The organism is Microbacterium sp. RU33B (assembly GCF_900155915.1).
In the GTDB taxonomy this organism is placed as follows: Bacteria; Actinomycetota; Actinomycetes; order Actinomycetales; family Microbacteriaceae; genus Microbacterium.
In genome coordinates this window covers 1,634,095-1,652,447 of sequence record NZ_FTPO01000001.1, presented here as the reverse complement: position 1 = coordinate 1,652,447, position 18,353 = coordinate 1,634,095, and the positions used below count along the sequence as shown (strand labels likewise).

Below are 18,353 nucleotides of genomic sequence, written 5' to 3'. Positions count from 1 at the left end.
GAGGATTGATCGTGACTGGCGAGAAGTTGAACGAACCCGAAGAGATCATCGACGCAGGGGCGGAGGAATCCGTCCAGGAATCGCCGCCGCAGTACGGCGTCGGACCGTTCTCGATCCGTGAGGTCTCCCTGGCGGGCGTGTGGCTCGTGGCCTTCGTGATCTCCTTCTTCCCGGTCACGGCGAGCTTCACGAGCGGCGTGGTCAACGTGCAGCTCACATGGGCGTCGGTGTGGCTCTCGGGTCTGGCCTGGGTGCTCACGATCGGCGTGCCGACCGTCGCGGTGTTCCTGGTCGTCCTGCGGCGGCTTTCGCCCGACGGCATCCGCCGCGTCGGCTCGCTGAGCGTCGACCAGTTCGCTTCGGTCGCTTTCTCGGTCTCAGCCGTCGTGTGGCTCGGCTGGGTCTGGGACACCGTGGCGATCGCGATCCAGTCGGGTGCGTGGGTGCGCTCCTGGGTCATCTGGGTGGAGCTGATCCTGATGCTCGCGGGCGTCGTGCTCACGGTGCTCGCACCGTTCATCCCGCCGTTCGCCGAAGACTTCAAGGAGCGCGCCGAGACGGTCGCGCACCGCCTGGCGCGCCCGATCCGTCCCGTCGTGGCTCGCCCCGTGCGCGTCGCGGCCCCGGCCGACCCCGCCCCGCACGGCGCCCCGGAGCCGTACGCCGCCGCCGACCCCTACGCCGCAGCGACCGGCACGTACGCCGCCACCGGTGCGTACACGGCCGCCGACCCGTATGCATCCGCCGACCCGTACGCGGCGCACAACGACGGCTATGCCGCCCCCGACCAGTCCTCCACGGCCGCGGTGGATGCCTACGCATCCGAGCAGCCGGCGGCGACCGCCGCCTACACGGACACCGACACCGACACCGACGCCGACTCCGGCGACTACGGTCTCGCGGGCGACCAGGCCGAGTGGAAGCCCGCGCACACGCGCGGCACCTTCGAGTCCGCCGAGCCTGCTCCCGTGCGACACCAGGCCTTCTGGGCGCTCGTTCCGGAGGAGCGCGACATCGTCGACGACGCCGGCATCCCGCTGTTCCGCATCGGACCGACCGCGTGGGCGCTCGTGATCGAGGACCGCGGCCACACCTTCGTCGTGCGCCACGAAGACGGCCGTGTCGGTCACCTCCACGACGTGTCGGGCGTCACGCGAGGCTGAGACGCGCGGGCATGACAGCCCGCGGCGAGAGTGTGGATTCGGATGCTTCGTACCATCGACCTGCGCGGGCGCGCTCTGACGCCCGCTGAACTGCTGGCCACCGTGCCGCGCGCCCAGGGGGCGTTCGACGCCGCCCTGGTGACGGCCGCCGAGGTCGTCGCCGACGTCGCCGCGCGCGGCGAGTCGGCGCTGCGAGAGCAAGCCGCGCGCTTCGACGGAGCGGAGGGACACGACATCCGAGTTCCTCGAATCCACCTCGAAGAGGCCCTCGCGGGTCTCGATCCCGACGTGCGGTCGGCGCTCGAAGAGGCGATCGCCCGGGTGCGGCGCGCCTCAGCGGCGCAGGTTCCGGCGCCCGTCGTGACGGAGATCGAGCCCGGCGCACGCGTCTCGCAGCGCTGGCAGCCGGTGCGCCGCGTCGGGGTCTACGTCCCCGGCGGCAAGGCCGTGTATCCGTCGAGCGTCGTCATGAACGTCGTGCCCGCGCAGGTGGCCGGGGTGGAGCAGATCGCGCTCGCCTCGCCGCCGCAGCGCGCGCACGGAGGGCGCGTCCACCCCGTGATCCTCGCCGCCGCGCACCTGCTCGGCATCGACGAGGTGTACGCGATGGGGGGCGCCGGCGCGATCGGCGCCTTCGCGCACGGAGTGGAGTCCCTCGGGCTCGCGCCCGTCGACGTCGTGACCGGTCCGGGCAACAACTTCGTCGCCGGGGCCAAGCGCGCCGTGGCAGGACTCGTGGGAACGGATGCCGAGGCCGGCGCGACCGAGATCCTCGTGGTCGCGGATGCCTCGGCCGACGCGCGCCTCGTCGCTGCCGATCTGATCAGCCAGGCCGAGCACGACGAGCAGGCTGCCGCCGTCCTCGTCACCGACTCGGCGGAGCTCGCGGCAGCCGTCACGGCGGAGATCGCCGCGCGCGCCGCGGTCACGCACCACGCCGAGCGCGTCGCCGTGTCGCTCGCAGGCCTGCAGTCCGCGATCGTGCTCGTCGACGACATCGCGACCGCGACCGCCTTCAGCAACGCCTACGCGCCCGAGCACCTCGAACTGCAGCTGGCCGACCCTCGCCCGGAGGACTTCGTGCACGCCGGCGCCGTCTTCGTCGGGCCGAACTCGCCCGTGAGTCTCGGCGACTACCTCGCGGGAAGCAACCACGTGCTGCCCACCGGGGGCCAGGCGCGGTATTCGTCAGGGCTGTCGGCGATGACCTTCCTGCGCCCGCAGCAGGTCATCGAGTACGACCGGGCGGCGCTCTCCCGCGTGCATGCCGGGATCGTGACCCTCGCCGAGGCCGAACAGCTCCCCGCACACGGCGAAGCCGTCACGGCGCGCTTCGCGGACTAGGCTCGGTACGCCATGCACTGTCCGTTCTGCCGCCACTCCGATTCGCGCGTCATCGACTCCCGCACGAGCGATGACGGCCTCAGCATCCGTCGCCGCCGCCAGTGCCCCGAGTGCGGCGGACGCTTCACGACGAGCGAGACCGCGAGCCTCAACGTGATCAAGCGCTCCGGTGTGATCGAGCCGTTCAGCCGCGAGAAGGTCATGTCTGGTGTGCGCAAGGCCTGCCAGGGCCGGCCCGTGACCGAGGCCGACCTCGCGATGCTCGCCCAGACGGTCGAGGAATCCGTTCGGCAGACCGGGGCGTCGCAGATCGACACGAATGAGATCGGACTCGCGATCCTCGGCCCGCTGCGCGAACTCGACGAGATCGCCTATCTCCGCTTCGCGAGCGTGTACCAGGCGTTCGACTCGCTCGAGGACTTTGAAACGGCCATCGGCAAGCTCCGCGCAGACCACGCCCGATAGCCTGAGCCCGATGTATCCCTTCGTCTTCCGGACCTTCCTGTCGCGCATGGACCCGGAGTCCGCGCACCACGCCGCGATGACCGTGATCCGGATGCTGGGAGTCCCGCCGTTCTCGTGGGCCGCCCGCGCCCTGGCGAAGCCTGACCCGCAGCTCACGGTCCACGCGCTGGGCCTCGAGTTCGACTCGCCGTTCGGGGTCGCGGCGGGCTTCGACAAGGACGTGCTGGGCGCCGCGGGCCTCTGGTCGCTCGGCTTCGGGCACGTCGAGATCGGCACCGTCACCGCGATCCCGCAGGACGGCAACCCGCGGCCGCGGCTGTTCCGCCTGATCCCCGATCGCGCGGTCGTCAACCGCATGGGGTTCAACAACCGGGGTGCCGAAGCGGCGGCGAAGCGACTGGAGAAGCTGCGTCGCCGGTCGAAGCGTCCCGTTCTCGGCGTCAACATCGGCAAGAGCCGCGTGGTCGACGTCGACGATGCGACGGCCGACTACGTCCGCAGCGCGACGCTGCTGGCACCTCTCGCCGACTACCTGGTCGTCAACGTCTCCTCGCCGAACACGCCCGGCCTGCGCACGCTGCAGTCGGTCGAGACGCTGCGCCCGCTGTTGGAGGCCGTTCGCGACACCGCCGGCACGACGCCGCTCCTGGTCAAGATCGCCCCCGACCTCTCGGACGACGAGGTCGAGGCGATCGCACGACTCGCGGTGGATGTCGGACTCGCCGGCCTGATCGCCACGAACACCACGATCTCGCGCGAAGGCCTCACGACCGACGACGCCGTCGTCGAGGCCGCGGGCGCGGGCGGACTGTCGGGCGCGCCCCTCAAGGCGCGGGCGCTGCAGGTGCTGCGGCTCGTGCGCGCGGTCGTACCGGAGGACTTCTGCGTCATCTCGGTCGGCGGTGTCGAGACCGCCGCCGACGTGCAGGAGCGGTTGGCCGCGGGAGCCACGCTCACGCAGGGCTACACCGCGTTCCTCTACCGCGGCCCCCTGTGGGCGCGGCAGATCAACCGGGGCCTCGTCGCGCGCTGAGGACCGTTCGTCGGACGCGGCCGCAGGCTAGGCCGGGTACTGTCCGCGCTTGACCTGGGCCTTCGGCAGGCGCATGAAGCGCATCTGGATCGTGCGCATCGCCGCGTACCAGCCGAGGCCCTTCTCGGTCTTGTCGCCCCAGCGCTTGCGCGCGGAGCGCTTCACCCGGATCGAGGTCACGATCATGTCGGCGATCACGAGGAAGATGAAGAACCAGAGCCCGAGGAACGCGTACATCTGGAGTTCGGCCAGGGGGATGAACGTCATCACGATGACCAGCAGCATCAGCGGCATGACGACCTCGCCGAGGTGCCAGCCGGCATCGACCCAGTCGCGCACCCATCGGCGCTGAGGACCTTTGTCGCGCGCCGTGAGGTACTTGTCCTCACCGGCGGCCATGCCGATGCGGGCCTTCTCGCGCTGCTTCATGAGGTCGGCCTTGGCGCGTGCCTTGGCCTCCTTCGTGTCGGGCACGAGGGGGCGGCGCCGCAGCGCCTCCTGCTCGGCGCGGGACGGGGTCGCGCGGCCCTTGCCGGAGGCTGCGCCCTCGGCGGCGGGAGCGTCGTTCTGTGCAGACGGGGTGGTAGCCACGGGGTGTACCTCTGAGAAGCGGAAAAGGGTGCCTTCTAAGATTACCCGCATGACCGCTGACCTCACCCGTCCCGATTCCGTCCGCGATGCCGCGGTATCCGGGGTCCCCGCCGCCCTCGCCGATCTCGGGTCGCTCGTGCGCATCCCCTCCATCGCCTTCCCCGGCTTCGACCGGGCGGAGGTGCAGCGCAGCGCGGAAGCAGTGAAGGCGCTGGCCGACGGCCTCGGCATCTTCGATGCGGTGACGATCGCGGACGCCGCGATCCCCGGAACGGATGAGCGCGGAATGCCTGCGGTGCTCGCATCGCGCGCGGCCCGCAACGGCAAGCCGACGATCCTCCTGTACGCGCACCACGACGTGCAGCCCGTCGGCGACGACGCGCTGTGGGAGTCGCCGCCGTTCGAGCCGACCGTGCGCGACGGGCGTCTGTACGGACGGGGGGCGGCTGATGACAAGGCCGGCGTCATGGTGCACATCGGCGCGCTGCGCGCCCTGAAGGAGGCGCTCGGAGACGACTTCGACCTCGGCGTGGCCCTGTTCATCGAGGGGGAGGAGGAGGCGGGATCGCGCTCCTTCGCGCAGTTCCTGTCCGACCACTCCGACGCGCTCCGGGCCGACGTGATCGTCGTGGCGGACTCGGGCAACTGGGACCAGAAGACCCCGGCCCTGACGGTGTCGCTGCGCGGCAACACGCGGTTCACGCTGAAGGTGCGCACGCTCGATCACGCATCGCACTCGGGCATGTTCGGGGGAGCGGTGCCCGACGCCATGATGGCCACCGTCCGGCTCCTCGACACCCTGTGGGACGCGGACGGCACGGTCGCCGTCGAGGGACTGGCGACGAGGGATGCCGCGACGCCCGAGTACTCGGAGGAGACCCTGCGCGACGAGGCCGGGCTCCCCGCCGGAGTGGCGCCGATCGGCCGCGGCCCGATCCTCGGGCGGATCTGGAACCAGCCCTCGATCACGGTCACGGGCGTCGATGCGCCGACCGTCGTGAACGCGTCGAACACCCTGAGCCCGGAGATCTCCGTCGTCGTCAGCGCGCGCGTCGCACCCGGTCAGGTCGCACGCGAGGCGTACGAGGCGATCGAGCGCCATCTGCGCGCGCACGCGCCGTTCGGCGCCGAGCTCGAGTTCCGCGACGTCGACTTCGGCGACGGATTCCTGGTCGACACGAGCGGCTGGGCTGTCGGGGCCGTCCGCGAGGCCTTCCACGAGGGCTACGGCGTCGAGCCCGTCGACATCGGCGTGGGCGGGTCCATCCCGTTCATCGCCGACCTCGTGCAGACCTTCCCGTCCGCCCAGATCCTCGTGACGGGCGTCGAAGACCCGCACGCCCGGGCGCACAGCCCGAACGAGTCGCTCCACCTCGAGACGTTCCGCAACGCGCTCGTGTCCGAGGCGCTCCTCCTGGAGAAGCTCGACGCCCGCCCCGCGTGAGCAGGCGTAGAATCGAGGCATCCAGCCGTTGCGCTGTCCGATGAGCAGACCACGGCCCGATCAGGGGAGAACCATGACCGACACGGCACTGTCGACCGAACCGACCGAGCGCGCCCACGGTGTGCTCCTGAGCACGGCTGCCGCCGAGAAGGTCAAGAGCCTCCTCGGCCAGGAGGGTCGCGACGACCTCCGCCTGCGCGTGGCCGTCCAGCCGGGCGGCTGCAGCGGCCTGATCTACCAGCTCTACTTCGACGAGCGGTTCCTCGACGGCGACCGGGCGGTCGACTTCGACGGCGTGGAGGTCATCATCGACGACATGAGCGTTCCGTACCTCGACGGCGCCACGATCGACTTCAAGGACACGATCTCCGAGCAGGGTTTCACGATCGACAACCCCAACGCGGCCGGCAGCTGCGCGTGCGGAGACAGCTTCCACTGAGCACGCCCGCAGGGAGCACGAGCTTCCGAAGAACTGAAGGTGAAATCGCCCCGATCAACGGGGCGATTTCGCTTTTGATGCTGGGAGCTTGGCCCTCATACGGTGTGAGGTTGCCCTAGACTGGCCACAGTTCTGTTCGCGTCCCGGAAAGGTGCACACGTGCCCTCGAAACGTCGCCTCCGCTGGGCCGCCGCCCCCTTGGGAGTGGCTGTCGCCGTGGCCCTCGCGGGCTGCACGACGACGGAGCTCAACGGGTATCTCCCGGGCTTCACCGATGACGGAGTCCAGGCCACGGACCGCACCGAGATGATCTCGGGCCTGTGGGTCAACTCCTGGATCGTCCTCCTCGCCGTCGGCGTGATCACGTGGGGCCTCATGGGGTGGGCGGCCATCGCCTACCGTCGCCGTCGCGGCCAGTCGGGCCTGCCGGTGCAGCTGCGCTACAACATGCCGATCGAGATCTTCTACACGATCGTCCCGTTCGTGCTCGTGATCGGGTTCTTCGCCTTCACGGCGCGCGACCAGGCGATCCTCGAGACGCACTGGGAAGACCCGGATGTCTCGATCACCGCGATCGGCAAGCAGTGGGCGTGGGACTTCCAGTACAACGGCGAAGAGGAAGACAACGCCGACGCCGTCTGGAGCATGGGCGTGCAGGCTCAGCCCGCGCCGAACGGCGACATCGATCAGGACGCACTTCCCACCCTGTACCTCCCCGTCGACAAGACGGTGACCATCAACCTGCAGTCGCGCGACGTCATCCACTCCTTCTGGATCATCGACTTTCTCTACAAGAAGGACATGTACATCGGGCGTGACAACCAGTGGTCGTTCACCCCCACCCGTGAGGGGACGTTCGCCGGCAAGTGCGCCGAGCTGTGCGGTGAGTACCACTCGATGATGCTGTTCAACGTCAAGGTCGTCAGCGAAGGGGAGTACGAGGACTACCTCGCCTCCCTCGAGTCCGCGGGCCAGACCGGCGACATCAACGACGCTTACGACCGGCTCCAGAACCTGCCCGGCACCGGCGCGCCCGAGGGCGAAGGAGAGAACTGATCATGGCCATCACGGTTCCCCTCGAGGAAGCGCCCCAGCACGGGCGCCCCACGACCCTCCCGCCTCGCCAGGCCGCCCTGCTCAGCTCGTCCCGTGTGGACGAGAAGGGCAACATCATCGTCAAGTGGATCACCTCCACCGACCACAAGACGATCGGGTACATGTACCTGATCGCCTCGGTGCTGTTCTTCATGCTCGGCGGCGTGATGGCGCTGATCATCCGCGCGGAGCTCTTCGAGCCCGGCATGCAGGTCGTGCCCACGAAAGAGCAGTACAACCAGCTCTTCACGATGCACGGCACGATCATGCTGCTCATGTTCGCGACGCCGCTCTTCGCCGGCTTCGCCAACGCGATCCTCCCGCTGCAGATCGGAGCCCCCGACGTCGCGTTCCCGCGCCTGAACGCGTTCGCTTTCTGGCTCTTCCTCTTCGGCTCCACGATCGCCGTCGCCGGATTCCTCACCCCGCAGGGTGCCGCGTCGTTCGGCTGGTTCGCGTACCAGCCGCTCGCCAGCGCCAGCTTCTCGCCGGGTGCAGGCGGCAACCTGTGGATGCTCGGACTCGGCATGAGCGGTTTCGGCACGATCCTCGGCGCCGTCAACTTCATCACGACGATCATCACGATGCGTGCTCCGGGCATGACGATGTGGCGGATGCCGATCTTCTCCTGGAACACGCTCGTCACGAGCATCCTGATCCTGATGGCGTTCCCCGTGCTCGCCGCCGCGATCCTCGCCGCCGCGGCCGACCGCGTGCTGGGCGCCCACATCTACGACCCGGCCAACGGCGGCGTGCTGCTGTGGCAGCACCTGTTCTGGTTCTTCGGTCACCCCGAGGTCTACATCATCGCGCTGCCGTTCTTCGGCATCATCTCCGAGATCCTGCCGGTGTTCAGCCGCAAGCCGATCTTCGGCTACAAGACCCTCGTCTACGCGACGATCGCGATCGCGGCTCTCTCGGTCGCCGTGTGGGCCCACCACATGTACGTCACGGGTGCGGTGCTGCTGCCGTTCTTCGCTCTCATGACGATGCTCATCGCGGTGCCGACCGGCGTGAAGATCTTCAACTGGATCGGCACGATGTGGCGAGGGTCCGTGACCTTCGAGACACCCATGGTGTTCGCGCTCGGATTCCTCGTGTCGTTCGTCTTCGGTGGCCTCACCGGTGTCATCCTCGCGTCGCCGCCGCTGGACTTCCACCTGTCGGATTCCTACTTCGTCGTCGCCCACTTCCACTACGTCGTCTTCGGCACGGTCGTGTTCGCGATGTTCGCCGGCTTCTACTTCTGGTGGCCGAAGTGGACCGGCCGCATGCTCAACGAGCGCCTCGGGATGGTGCACTTCTGGATGCTGTTCATCGGCTTCCACATGACGTTCCTCATCCAGCACTGGCTGGGCGTCGACGGCATGGTGCGTCGCTACGCGGACTACTCCGCGGAAGACGGCTTCACGTGGCAGAACCAGGTGTCCACGATCGGTGCGATCATCCTGGGCGCATCGATGATCCCCTTCCTGTTCAACGTCTGGATCACGTCGCGCAAGGCGCCGCGGGTCACCGTGAACGACCCGTGGGGCTACGGAGCGTCGCTCGAGTGGGCGACCAGCTGCCCGCCGCCCCGCCACAACTTCACGTCGATCCCGCGCATCCGCAGCGAGCGTCCTGCCTTCGATCTCAACCACCCCGAGGCAGGCATCACGGTCGGCGTGGGTCCCGCGAAGGACGCGCCCGACGCCCCGGTTGTCGATCTCGCCCAGGGAGGGGTGAAGTAAGTGCGCACCAACGTCAACCTGTGGTGGCTCCTCACGGTCTTCTTCCTCCTCATCGCCGTGCTCTACACGGCGTGGAACCTGATCGTCCACTGGCCGACGGCCGCGGTCGACGGAGGGTCCGACTGGGCCATCTTCAGCCGCTCCGTCGAGTGGGTCGGCACGATCGCACTGTTGTTCACGGCGTTCATGTCCGCGCTCATCGGCTTCTACGTGGGTCGTGTGCACAAGGCGCAGAACGGCGAGCTGCCCGAAGACATCCTGACGGCCGACATCGATGACGGCGACCCCGAGCTCGGCGAGTTCAGCCCGTGGTCGTGGTGGCCCATCGTCCTCGCGTTCTCCGCAGCGCTCGGCATGATCGGTCTCGCCGTGGGCTCCTGGCTCATGCCGGTCGGCATCGCCGTGTTCCTCGTCGCGATCGTCGGCTGGGTGTACGAGTACTACCGCGGCTACTTCGCCCACTGATCCCGGGTGGCCCTCCACCTCAGCGCGGTCGCCGTCTCCGACGTCGGCGTCCATCGCGCCACGAATCAGGACTCCGCGTTCACCGCGCCCTGGGGCGCGGCGGTGGCCGACGGGGTGGGCGGTGGACCTGCCGGTGACATCGCATCGGCGGCGCTCGTGCACCGGCTCGTCGCGGGGCTGCACGGCCCCGTCACCCCGGCACAGCTCCTGACGCGCATCCGCGAAGCCAACTGGGACCTGCGGGCGCACGTGAGCCGCAACCCGGCTCTCGAGGGCATGGCGACCACGTTCACGGGTCTGTTCACGACACCGGCGGGGCGGCTCGTGCTCGCGCACACCGGCGACTCCCGCGCCTATCGCCTCCGCGGCGGCGTCCTGTCACGTCAGACCCGCGACGATTCGTTCGTGCAGGTGCTTGTCGACCGGGGACTGATGTCGGTCGACGAGGCGGCCGCATCGCCTCACCGCAACGTCATCACGGCGTCCCTCCACGGGGCGGACGACGACGTCGTCACCATCGGCGAGCTGGATGCCGTGGACGGCGACTGCTGGCTGCTGTGCAGCGACGGTGTGAGCGACTACCTCCCCGACGTCGAGATCGGCGCGCTGCTGGCCGCAGGAGGCCCCTCCGAGGCTGCCGAGGCCATCGTGGCCCTCGCCCTCGAGGCAGGCTCCCGTGACAACGTCACGGCCGTCGTGGGACGAGTCGGCGCTCATGGCACGCCCGAGGAGCGCCCGGTGTTCGCGGGCTCCGCGCTCGAGCTCTTCAACGAGCAGCTCGAGTCGGCCTAGGCGGCCGACGCGCTCCGCCTCAGCGGCGCACGACCATGACCTGCGGGTCGAATACGCGGGGGAGCGGACCCTCGTCGTTCTCGGTGGGCTGGCCCTCGCGCACCCAGTACTCGTACCCGCCGATCATCTCCTTCGCCGGCCAGCCGAGCCGAGCGAACTCGAGGGCACCTTTCGCGCCGGCATTGCACCCCGGGCTCCAGCAGTACACGACGACGGGCACGGCCGGGTCGAGTTCTGCCGGTGCGCGCGTCGCGATCTCGCGGTACGGCATGTGGATCGCGCCGGCGATGCGTCCCTGAGCCCACGCCTCGTCGCCGCGCACGTCGATGAGGACGACGCGCTCACCGGCCTTCTGGGCGGCATAGACATCCGACGGATCGGTCTCGAGCTGGAGCTTGGCGGAGTAGTAGGCGAGGGCATCGGTCATGCCTCCCACGCTAGCGAGGCAGGACTCCCGCATCCGGCGCGTGGAGCGCCATCTGCCGTCGGAATCCTGCCTCACTGAAAGCGGCGGTCGGGCCTACTTCTTGCCCTTGCCCTTGCCCTTCGTGTCGGGCTCGTCGTCGGGGATGATGACGTTCGACGGACGGTTCGCCGTCTCGCCACGGTGTCCGTCGTCGATCGGCACGTGAGGAGCATCCGGAACTCCGGCGCGGTCGTGGGCGCCCTGGATCTCGGCGTCCTCCTCCTCGGCGATGTGCTCCAGCGTGTGGTGCTGGTGGGCGATCGCGGCCTCGACCTCCGACTGGGTGACGGGAGTGAGACGGTCTTCGAAGAACCACCGGGAGATCGACGCGCGCAGGTTCTCGTGCCACGCGATGCGTCCGCGCGCGTTCGGGCGGACGACGAGGGGCTCGTACGTCTCGACGTCCACGAGCTTGAACCGCTCGTACTCGTCGACGGGCTGGTGCACCTCGATGTACTCGCCGCCGGGAAGGCGCACGATGCGGCCGGACTCGTACCCGTGCAGCGCGATCTCTCGGTCCTTCTTCTGCAGAGCGATGCAGATGCGCTTCGCGACGAAGTAGGCGATGATCGGGCCGACGATGAGCAGCGCCTGGAGGGTGTGGATGACGCCCTCCATCGTGACCCAGAAGTGCGTGGCGATGATGTCGGAGGATGCCGCCGCCCACAGGACCGCGTAGAAGGTGACACCGGCGGCGCCGATGGCCGTGCGGGTCGCCGCGTTGCGCGGGCGCTGTGCGATGTGGTGCTCGCGCTTGTCGCCCGTGACCCACGCCTCGATGAAGGGGTAGATCAGCACGAGCACGATGAAGATCGCGATCACCGTCAGCGGCACGAGGATGTTGAACGACCACGTGTGGTCGAGGAACACGATCTCCCAATGCGGCGGAACGAGGCGGAGAGCGCCGTCGGCGAAGCCGATGTACCAGTCGGGCTGGGTTCCGGCCGACACCGGCGAGGGGTCGTACGGGCCGTAGTTCCAGATCGGGTTGATCGTGAACATCGATGCGATGAGCACGATGACGCCGAAGACGATGAAGAAGAATCCACCCATCTTCGTCATGTACACCGGCACCATCGGGTAGCCGACGACGTTGCTGTTCGTGCGGGCAGGGCCCGCGAACTGCGTGTGCTTGTTGACGATCATCAGCATCAGGTGCAGCGCGAGCAGGGCGACCAGGATCGCCGGCAGCAGCAGGATGTGCAGCGTGTACAGGCGTCCGACGATCTGCGTGCCGGGGAACTCGCCGCCGAACAGCAGGAACGACGTCCACGTTCCGATGAACGGGATGCCCTTCACCATGCCGTCGATGATGCGCAGGCCGTTGCCCGAGAGGAGGTCGTCGGGGAGCGAGTAGCCCGTGAAGCCCTCGGCCATCGCGAGGATGAAGAGGATGAAACCGATCACCCAGTTGAGCTCACGCGGCTTGCGGAACGCACCGGTGAAGAAGACGCGCAGCATGTGCACGCCGATGCCGGCCACGAACACCAGCGCGGCCCAGTGGTGGATCTGGCGGACCAGGAGCCCACCGCGGATGTCGAACGACAGCCGGAGGGTGGAATCCATCGCCGCAGACATCTCGACGCCGCGCATCGGGATGAACGCTCCCGTGTAGTGCGTCTCGACCATGGAGGCCTGGAAGAAGAACGTCAGGAACGTGCCCGACAGCAGCACGACGACGAACGACCACAGGGCGATCTCGCCGAGCATGAACGACCAGTGATCGGGGAAGATCTTGCGGCCGAGCTCCTTGACGAGACCCGAGACGCTCGTGCGCTCGTCGATGTAGTTGGAGGCCCATCCGACGAAGCGCCCGCCCAGGGGCTTGTCACGAGACTCGGGTGCGGTCTCGTTCTCTTCGGTGACGGTCGCGGTGCTCAACGGCGCTCCCAGAAGCTCGGGCCGACAGGCTCGGTGAAGTCGCTGCGAGCGACGAGGTATCCCTCTGCGTCGACGGTGATGGGCAGCTGCGGCAGCGGACGTGCGGCGGGGCCGAAGATCACGGCGGCGCCGCGGGTCACGTCGAACTGCGACTGGTGGCAGGGGCAGAGCAGGTGGTGCGTCTGCTGCTCGTACAGGGCGACGGGGCATCCGACGTGCGTGCACACCTTGGAGTAGGCGACGATGCCGTCGTACGACCAGTCCTTGCGCTCCTCGGTCTCGACGAGCTGCTCGGGGAGCAGGCGCATCAGGAGGACGATGGCCTTGGCCTTCTCCTCGAGGTAGCCGTCTTCGTGCGACAGACCGGCGAGCTCCTCGGGGATCACGTGCACGGCGGAGCCGAGCGTGACGTCGGCCGCGCGCAGCGGCGTTCCTTCGGGGTCACGTGCGAGACGTGATCCTTCCTTCCACATCGTGCGGCTGAGGAGGAAGACCGGGTCTCCGGCGTGGGGGTTGCTCGGCGTGTTCTGGGGAGCGAGTCCGCGGAACAGCGTGATGCCGGGGATGACGGAGGCGACGACCGCGGCGATCAGCGAATTGCGGATCATGACGCGGCGGCCGAAGCCCGACTCCTCGTTCGCGTCGACGAACACCTGCACCGCAGCGGCGCGGGTCTCGTCGCGACCGCGGGTCGCGTGACGCGGCTCGATGTACTCCTTGTCGGACATGATCGCCTTGGACCAGTGGATCGCTCCGATGCCGATCGCGAGGAGGGCGAGTCCGATGCCGAGTCCGATGAAGAGGTTGTTGGCGCGGATGTCGACGATCCGCCCGCTCTCGATCGGGAAGATCATGTACGCGGCCACAGCCCAGATCGACGCGGCGGCCGACAGGTAGAACAGCGTGTAGACCGTGCGAACGGCGCGCTTCATCGCTGCCGGGTCCTGGTCGGTCACCCGTGCACGGTGGGGCGGCAGGCCCGGGTTGTGCACCGGGTCGCTCACCGCGACGGCGAGCCCCGACGAGGGCTTCCAGGAAGCCCTCTCGTGCTCGAGCGCGTCGTCCTCGTGTGCCATGCTGCTCCCTCTTGCGTGCGTGTCGTCGTCAGTACGTGTCGGTCAGTTGGATTTCGCCGTGATCCACACAGTGATCGCGATGAGGCTTCCGATGCCGAAGATCCAGATGAAGAGGCCCTCGGACACGGGGCCGAGGCCGCCGAGCGAGAAGCCGCCTGCAGATTCGTTCTCCTGCAGGAAGATGAGACCCGAGATGATGTCGCGCTTGTCTTCGAGCGACAGCGTCATGTCGTTGAAGACCGGCATGTTCTGCGGGCCCGTGACCATCGCCGCGTACATGTGCAGCGGGCTGGTGGAGCTGAGGCCGGGCGCATACTTGCCCTCGGTCAGCGCACCGCCGGCGGCGGCGACGTTGTGGCACATCGCGCAGTTGATGCGGAACAGCTCAGCGCCGCGGGCGATGTCGCCCTGGCCGTCGAGGGTCTCCTCCGACGGGAAGGTCGGGCCGGGGGCGACCGACTGCACCCATGCGGCGACGGCTTCGATCTGCTCCTGCGTGAACTGCGGCTCCTTCTGGGGAGCCTGGGGTCCCTGCATCTGCAGAGGCATGCGTCCGGTGGCCATCTGGAACTCGACGGACAGCTCGCCCGCTCCGTAGAGCGAGGGGCCCGCTTCGGAGCCCTGGAGGTCGAGTCCGTGGCAGGTGGCGCAGTTGGCCTGGAAGAGCTTCTTGCCGTCTTCGACGGTGAGAGCGGATGTCGAGGTCGAGTCGTCGCCTGCCGCCACGGCGGCGGATGCGCCGGCGTAGACGCCGCCCGTGATCAGGAGGCCGAGGCCGATGAGGGCGGCGGCGGCCCAGGGGCTGCGGCGTCCATTCGCGCGTCTCTTGGTCTTGGGTGCCATGGGTGGGATCAGCTCCTCAGCTCACGAAGGGCAGCAGGTAGATGACGGCGAAGAGGGCGACCCAGACGACGTCGACGAAGTGCCAGTAGTACGAGACGACGATCGCGGTCGTCATCTCCTTGCGGCCGAAGTTCTTGACCGCGTAGGCGCGGCCGATGACGAGGAGGAAGGCGATGAGGCCGCCCGACACGTGCAGGGCGTGGAAGCCCGTCGTCAGGTAGAACGCCGACGCGTACGCGTCTTCGCTGATCGGCAGGCCTTCGTAGACGAGCGTCGCGTACTCCCACACCTGGCCGGACACGAAGATCGCGCCCATGAAGAAGGTGAGGAAGAACCACTCGACCATGCCCCACGTGCGGAAGTTCCAGATGCTCCCGCTGCGGTACGGCTGGAAGCGCTCGGCCGCGAACACACCCGCCTGGCAGGTGAACGACGACAGGATCAGGATGATCGTGTTGACCGTCGCGAACGGCACGTTCAGCATCGCCGAACGCTCCGCCCACAGTTCGGGGGAGGTGGAGCGGAGGGTGAAGAAAATCGCGAAAAGTCCCGCGAAGAACATCACCTCGCTGCCGAGCCACACGATCGTTCCGACGGCGACCGGGTCGGGCCGCTTGACGGAGCGCATGGCCTGTGAGTAAGTCGCAGGAGTCGTCGTCACATAGCCCATTATGGCCGAACTCGGAGGGTGATCCGCCCATCCGGCGGACCCGATTTACCCATTTGTGAACTTAGGTGAACCTAAGAATGGGCACCGAATCGGCCGTGAGCCTTCAGGTATCCGAAAACCCGGCCGCGGCAGGGCGGCATTCCGCACCGCGGCTAGGCTCTGGAGTCATGGCAGACCTCTACTCCTGGCCCGACATCCTCACGTCGCTGCTGAACCGGCACGACCTCAGCGTGTCGGAATCCACCTGGGCGATGAGGCGCATCATGGCGGGCGAGGCCACGCCCTCGCAGCTGGCCGGATTCCTCGTGGCGCTGCGCGCGAAGGGGGAGACGGTCGACGAGATCGTCGGCTTCCGCGACGCCATCCTCGAGGCTGCCGTCCCGCTTCCCGTCAGCGCGGACGTGCTCGACATCGTCGGCACGGGCGGCGATCGATTCGGCACCGTCAACGTCTCGACGATGGCCGCGGTCGTGGCCGCGGCATCCGGGATCCGCGTCGTCAAGCACGGCAACCGGGCCGCGAGCTCGTCGTCGGGGTCGTCGGATGTGCTCGGCGCCCTGGGCGTCGACCTGACCCTGACTCCGGAGGCGGTGTCGGAGGTCCTCGATCGCGCCGGGATCACGTTCGCCTGGGCGGCCGCCTTCCACCCCGGCTTCAAGCACGCCGGTCCGACGCGCAGCGAGCTCGGCGTCCCGACGGTGTTCAACTTCCTCGGTCCGCTCTGCAACCCGGCCAGGGCGGAGGCCAACGCCGTGGGCGTCGCGCAGCTCGATCGCGTGCCGCTCATCACGGGCGTCTTCCGCACCCGAGGCGCGACCGCCCTCGTGTTCCGCGGGGATGACGGCCTGGATGAGCTCACCACGACGGGGCACAGCCGGGTCTGGGAGGTCAGCCGCGGCGACATCCACGAACACGACCTCGACCCGCGCGATCTCGGGATCCCGCTGGCGGACATCTCCGACCTGCTGGGGGGAGACCCCGCGCACAACGCCGCGGTCGTGCGGCGGGTGTTCGGCGGAGACAAGGGCGCGGTCCGCGACATCGTTCTGCTGAACGCCGCCGCCGGGATCGTGGCCTACCGGCTGTGGAAGGATGCCGCGCAGGTGCAGCGTCCCATCCTGGAGCGGCTCGCGGAGGCCAAGCAGGATGCCGAGGCGGCACTGGACTCGGGCGCCGCGTCGGCGAAGCTCGACGCGTGGGTGGCGGCGACGCGGGAACTCGCGGGCTGATCCGCCCGTTTTTCCCGGCGGGGCCCTTCCGCCCCGCCGAGAGGCGCCGATAGCGTGAGTCGCACCAGTCCCGTGCCCCCAAGGAGGACCGTCATGAACGATGCGCCCAACGCCGTCGCCGACACCATCGAAGCACCCGTCCGAAAGACCGGCGGCGTCAAGATCGTCGGCATCCTGGGGATCCTCGGCGGGATCGCCCTCATCGTCGTCGGCCTCGTCGTCTGGATCATGGTCTCGAGCCAGCTGCGCGCCGAGAACATCACGGTCCCCGACGACGCCATGGCGTTCCAGGGCCAGACCGTGGCGGGACCGTTCACCGCGTACGTGCAGGCCGACATCATCCAGCACCACGCCCTCGAGGCCTCGGGCGGCAAGACGTACGCCGAGCTCGACCGCGACGACCCGGTGCGCGACACCATGATGAACGCCTCGTTCCTGCGCGCATCGCTGTTCACGTCGGTCGTCTCGTTCGGCGTCGCCGTCTTCGCGATGGGCGTCGGCATCCTGGCCATCATGTTCGGGTGGGCGCTGCACCGCCTCGGATCGACCCCGGTCATCGTGCGCCGGTCGACGGTGTCGACCACGTGACGAGCTCGCGAGTCCGGCGGGCATGAATCCGCACGACGCCCTGAGCGAGATCGCGTCGCTGCTGGAGCGGGAGAGGTCTTCGCGCTACAAGTCGAAGGCCTTCCGCGCGGCGGCGGACGCGATCTCGTCGTTGAGCGACGACGAACTCCGCGACACCGCGTCGCTGCGGCGCCGCAAGGGCGTCGGTGACTCGACGTTCGCCGTCATCCAGGAGGCATTGGCGGGAGAGGTCCCCGCGTATCTCGCGGATCTGCGCGCCCGCGCGGGCATCGAGCGCACGTCCGCGCTGCGCGGGCAGCTGCGCGGCGACCTCCACAGCCACAGCGAGTGGTCCGACGGGCTGACGTCGATCGACCTCATGGTCGACGCCGCCCGCGCGCTCGGACACGAATATCTGGCGCTCACCGACCACTCGCCGAGGCTGCGGGTCGCGAACGGGCTGTCGGCGGACCGACTGCGCGAGCAGCTCCTCCTGCACGACGGGTTCTCCGGTGAGGGATTCACGCTGCTGAGCGGCATCGAGGTCGACATCCTCGACGCCGGCGAGCTCGACCAGGACCCTGATCTGCTCGACGAACTCGACATCGTCGTCGCGTCGGCCCATTCGAAGCTGCGGATGGAGCGCGGGCCGATGACGCGGCGGCTCGTGGCCGCGGCATCCGATCCCCGCGTCGACGTGCTCGGACACGTCACGGGACGGCTGGTGGAGGGCGCCCGCGGCACACGGCCCCCGTCGACGTTCGAGCCCCGCCCGGTCTTCGAGGCGTGCGCAGCGCACGGAGTCGCGGTCGAGATCAATTCGCGGCCGGAGCGCCAGGATCCCCCCGACGAGCTCATCCTGCTCGCCCTCGAGATCGGATGCCTGTTCTCGATAGACTCCGACGCCCACGCGCCCGGACAGCTGTCGCTCATCGACTACGGCGCGGAGCGCGCAGAGCGCCTCGGCGTGCCCGCCGAGCGGATAGTGACGACGTGGCCGCTCGCGCGCCTGCGCGAATGGACGGCGCTCCGAAGAGTCGCCCCCGCCGGTCCGTAGACT

General features: G+C 68.7%; 19 protein-coding genes. 13 read left to right on the top strand and 6 right to left on the bottom strand.

Going from position 1 to position 18,353, the window contains the following annotated elements; all coding sequences use genetic code 11:
* The first annotated feature begins 11 nt into the window (after positions 1-11).
* Genes B0B14_RS16905 through B0B14_RS08065 form a run of 4 tightly spaced genes read left to right on the top strand, consistent with a single transcriptional unit; the run spans position 12 to position 4,005 of the window.
* Complete coding sequence (locus tag B0B14_RS16905) at positions 12-1,163, top strand: hypothetical protein (protein WP_306169502.1); 1,152 nt, start codon at positions 12-14, stop codon at positions 1,161-1,163.
* Positions 1,164-1,205: 42 nt separating this feature from the next.
* Positions 1,206-2,507, top strand: a complete 1,302-nt coding sequence (gene hisD, locus B0B14_RS08075) for a histidinol dehydrogenase (RefSeq protein WP_076680902.1) — start codon at positions 1,206-1,208, stop codon at positions 2,505-2,507.
* Positions 2,508-2,519: 12 nt separating this feature from the next.
* The gene (gene nrdR / locus B0B14_RS08070; RefSeq protein ID WP_076680901.1) at positions 2,520-2,972 is read left to right on the top strand and encodes a transcriptional regulator NrdR; all 453 of its coding nucleotides are present in this window, start codon (positions 2,520-2,522) and stop codon (positions 2,970-2,972) included.
* A gap of 10 nt (positions 2,973-2,982) precedes the next feature.
* Positions 2,983-4,005 carry a quinone-dependent dihydroorotate dehydrogenase gene (locus tag B0B14_RS08065; RefSeq protein WP_076680900.1) on the top strand — a complete coding sequence of 341 codons (1,023 nt, stop codon included), beginning with the start codon at positions 2,983-2,985 and terminating at the stop codon, positions 4,003-4,005.
* A gap of 27 nt (positions 4,006-4,032) precedes the next feature.
* Here B0B14_RS08065 and B0B14_RS08060 read toward each other — a convergent pair whose 3' ends face one another.
* Positions 4,033-4,596: a DUF3043 domain-containing protein gene (locus tag B0B14_RS08060; RefSeq protein WP_076680899.1), complete on the bottom strand. Its 564-nt coding sequence runs from the start codon at positions 4,594-4,596 to the stop codon at positions 4,033-4,035.
* 49 nt (positions 4,597-4,645) lie between these two features.
* On the opposite strand from B0B14_RS08060, the gene B0B14_RS08055 reads away from it, so the two are divergent.
* From B0B14_RS08055 to B0B14_RS08030, 6 genes are all read left to right on the top strand, one after another.
* A complete protein-coding gene (locus tag B0B14_RS08055) occupies positions 4,646-6,040 on the top strand; it encodes a dipeptidase (RefSeq protein WP_076680898.1) in 1,395 nt (464 codons plus the stop codon).
* Positions 6,041-6,113: 73 nt separating this feature from the next.
* Positions 6,114-6,479 carry a HesB/IscA family protein gene (locus B0B14_RS08050; RefSeq protein ID WP_076680897.1) on the top strand — a complete coding sequence of 122 codons (366 nt, stop codon included), beginning with the start codon at positions 6,114-6,116 and terminating at the stop codon, positions 6,477-6,479.
* Between the two features lie 159 nt (positions 6,480-6,638).
* A complete protein-coding gene (gene coxB / locus B0B14_RS08045; RefSeq protein WP_143733650.1) occupies positions 6,639-7,535 on the top strand; it encodes an aa3-type cytochrome oxidase subunit II in 897 nt (298 codons plus the stop codon).
* A 2-nt stretch (positions 7,536-7,537) separates the two neighbouring features.
* Entirely contained in the window at positions 7,538-9,304 is a 1,767-nt protein-coding gene (ctaD, locus tag B0B14_RS08040) for an aa3-type cytochrome oxidase subunit I (RefSeq protein ID WP_076680895.1), read from the top strand.
* Positions 9,305-9,769, top strand: a complete 465-nt coding sequence (locus B0B14_RS08035; protein WP_076680894.1) for a cytochrome c oxidase subunit 4 — start codon at positions 9,305-9,307, stop codon at positions 9,767-9,769. It begins immediately after the preceding gene.
* Between the two features lie 6 nt (positions 9,770-9,775).
* Positions 9,776-10,561, top strand: a complete 786-nt coding sequence (locus B0B14_RS08030) for a PP2C family protein-serine/threonine phosphatase (protein WP_076680893.1) — start codon at positions 9,776-9,778, stop codon at positions 10,559-10,561.
* Positions 10,562-10,580: 19 nt separating this feature from the next.
* Here the strand turns inward: B0B14_RS08030 and B0B14_RS08025 are convergent, their stop codons facing one another.
* The 5 genes from B0B14_RS08025 to B0B14_RS08005 form a co-directional block, all read right to left on the bottom strand.
* Complete coding sequence (locus tag B0B14_RS08025) at positions 10,581-10,988, bottom strand: rhodanese-like domain-containing protein (protein ID WP_076680892.1); 408 nt, start codon at positions 10,986-10,988, stop codon at positions 10,581-10,583.
* Between the two features lie 93 nt (positions 10,989-11,081).
* Positions 11,082-12,908 carry a cytochrome bc1 complex cytochrome b subunit gene (locus tag B0B14_RS08020; protein WP_076680891.1) on the bottom strand — a complete coding sequence of 609 codons (1,827 nt, stop codon included), beginning with the start codon at positions 12,906-12,908 and terminating at the stop codon, positions 11,082-11,084.
* Positions 12,905-13,984 (bottom strand): cytochrome bc1 complex Rieske iron-sulfur subunit, encoded by a 1,080-nt coding sequence (locus B0B14_RS08015; protein WP_076680890.1) that lies wholly within the window; start codon positions 13,982-13,984, stop codon positions 12,905-12,907. Before B0B14_RS08015 ends, B0B14_RS08020 begins: the two co-directional genes overlap by 4 nt.
* 42 nt (positions 13,985-14,026) lie before the next feature.
* A complete protein-coding gene (locus tag B0B14_RS08010) occupies positions 14,027-14,827 on the bottom strand; it encodes a cytochrome bc1 complex diheme cytochrome c subunit (RefSeq protein WP_076680889.1) in 801 nt (266 codons plus the stop codon).
* Between the two features lie 16 nt (positions 14,828-14,843).
* On the bottom strand, positions 14,844-15,497 hold the full coding sequence (locus tag B0B14_RS08005) for an aa3-type cytochrome oxidase subunit III (RefSeq protein WP_076680888.1): 654 nt from the start codon (positions 15,495-15,497) through the stop codon (positions 14,844-14,846).
* 167 nt (positions 15,498-15,664) lie between these two features.
* Here B0B14_RS08005 and trpD point away from each other — a divergent pair, with 167 nt between their 5' ends.
* From trpD to B0B14_RS07990, 3 genes are all read left to right on the top strand, one after another.
* Positions 15,665-16,726, top strand: a complete 1,062-nt coding sequence (gene trpD / locus B0B14_RS08000; protein WP_076680887.1) for an anthranilate phosphoribosyltransferase — start codon at positions 15,665-15,667, stop codon at positions 16,724-16,726.
* 93 nt (positions 16,727-16,819) lie between these two features.
* Entirely contained in the window at positions 16,820-17,314 is a 495-nt protein-coding gene (locus tag B0B14_RS07995; RefSeq protein WP_076680886.1) for an aromatic ring-opening dioxygenase LigA, read from the top strand.
* A gap of 22 nt (positions 17,315-17,336) precedes the next feature.
* Entirely contained in the window at positions 17,337-18,350 is a 1,014-nt protein-coding gene (locus B0B14_RS07990; protein WP_076680885.1) for a PHP domain-containing protein, read from the top strand.
* Positions 18,351-18,353: the final 3 nt, after the last annotated feature.

What these genes read in the sequence shown, in the direction of transcription:
- B0B14_RS08055 (WP_076680898.1), top strand. Translation starts at nt 4,646, where the DNA reads ATGACCGCTGACCTCACCCGTCCCGATTCCGTCCGCGATGCCGCGGTA.
- B0B14_RS08015 (WP_076680890.1), bottom strand. Translation starts at nt 13,984, where the DNA reads ATGGCACACGAGGACGACGCGCTCGAGCACGAGAGGGCTTCCTGGAAG.
- B0B14_RS08010 (WP_076680889.1), bottom strand. Translation starts at nt 14,827, where the DNA reads ATGGCACCCAAGACCAAGAGACGCGCGAATGGACGCCGCAGCCCCTGG.
- ctaD (WP_076680895.1), top strand. Translation starts at nt 7,538, where the DNA reads ATGGCCATCACGGTTCCCCTCGAGGAAGCGCCCCAGCACGGGCGCCCC.
- B0B14_RS08005 (WP_076680888.1), bottom strand. Translation starts at nt 15,497, where the DNA reads ATGGGCTATGTGACGACGACTCCTGCGACTTACTCACAGGCCATGCGC.
- B0B14_RS07990 (WP_076680885.1), top strand. Translation starts at nt 17,337, where the DNA reads ATGAATCCGCACGACGCCCTGAGCGAGATCGCGTCGCTGCTGGAGCGG.
- trpD (WP_076680887.1), top strand. Translation starts at nt 15,665, where the DNA reads ATGGCAGACCTCTACTCCTGGCCCGACATCCTCACGTCGCTGCTGAAC.
- B0B14_RS08025 (WP_076680892.1), bottom strand. Translation starts at nt 10,988, where the DNA reads ATGACCGATGCCCTCGCCTACTACTCCGCCAAGCTCCAGCTCGAGACC.
- hisD (WP_076680902.1), top strand. Translation starts at nt 1,206, where the DNA reads ATGCTTCGTACCATCGACCTGCGCGGGCGCGCTCTGACGCCCGCTGAA.
- B0B14_RS07995 (WP_076680886.1), top strand. Translation starts at nt 16,820, where the DNA reads ATGAACGATGCGCCCAACGCCGTCGCCGACACCATCGAAGCACCCGTC.
- nrdR (WP_076680901.1), top strand. Translation starts at nt 2,520, where the DNA reads ATGCACTGTCCGTTCTGCCGCCACTCCGATTCGCGCGTCATCGACTCC.
- B0B14_RS08050 (WP_076680897.1), top strand. Translation starts at nt 6,114, where the DNA reads ATGACCGACACGGCACTGTCGACCGAACCGACCGAGCGCGCCCACGGT.
- B0B14_RS08065 (WP_076680900.1), top strand. Translation starts at nt 2,983, where the DNA reads ATGTATCCCTTCGTCTTCCGGACCTTCCTGTCGCGCATGGACCCGGAG.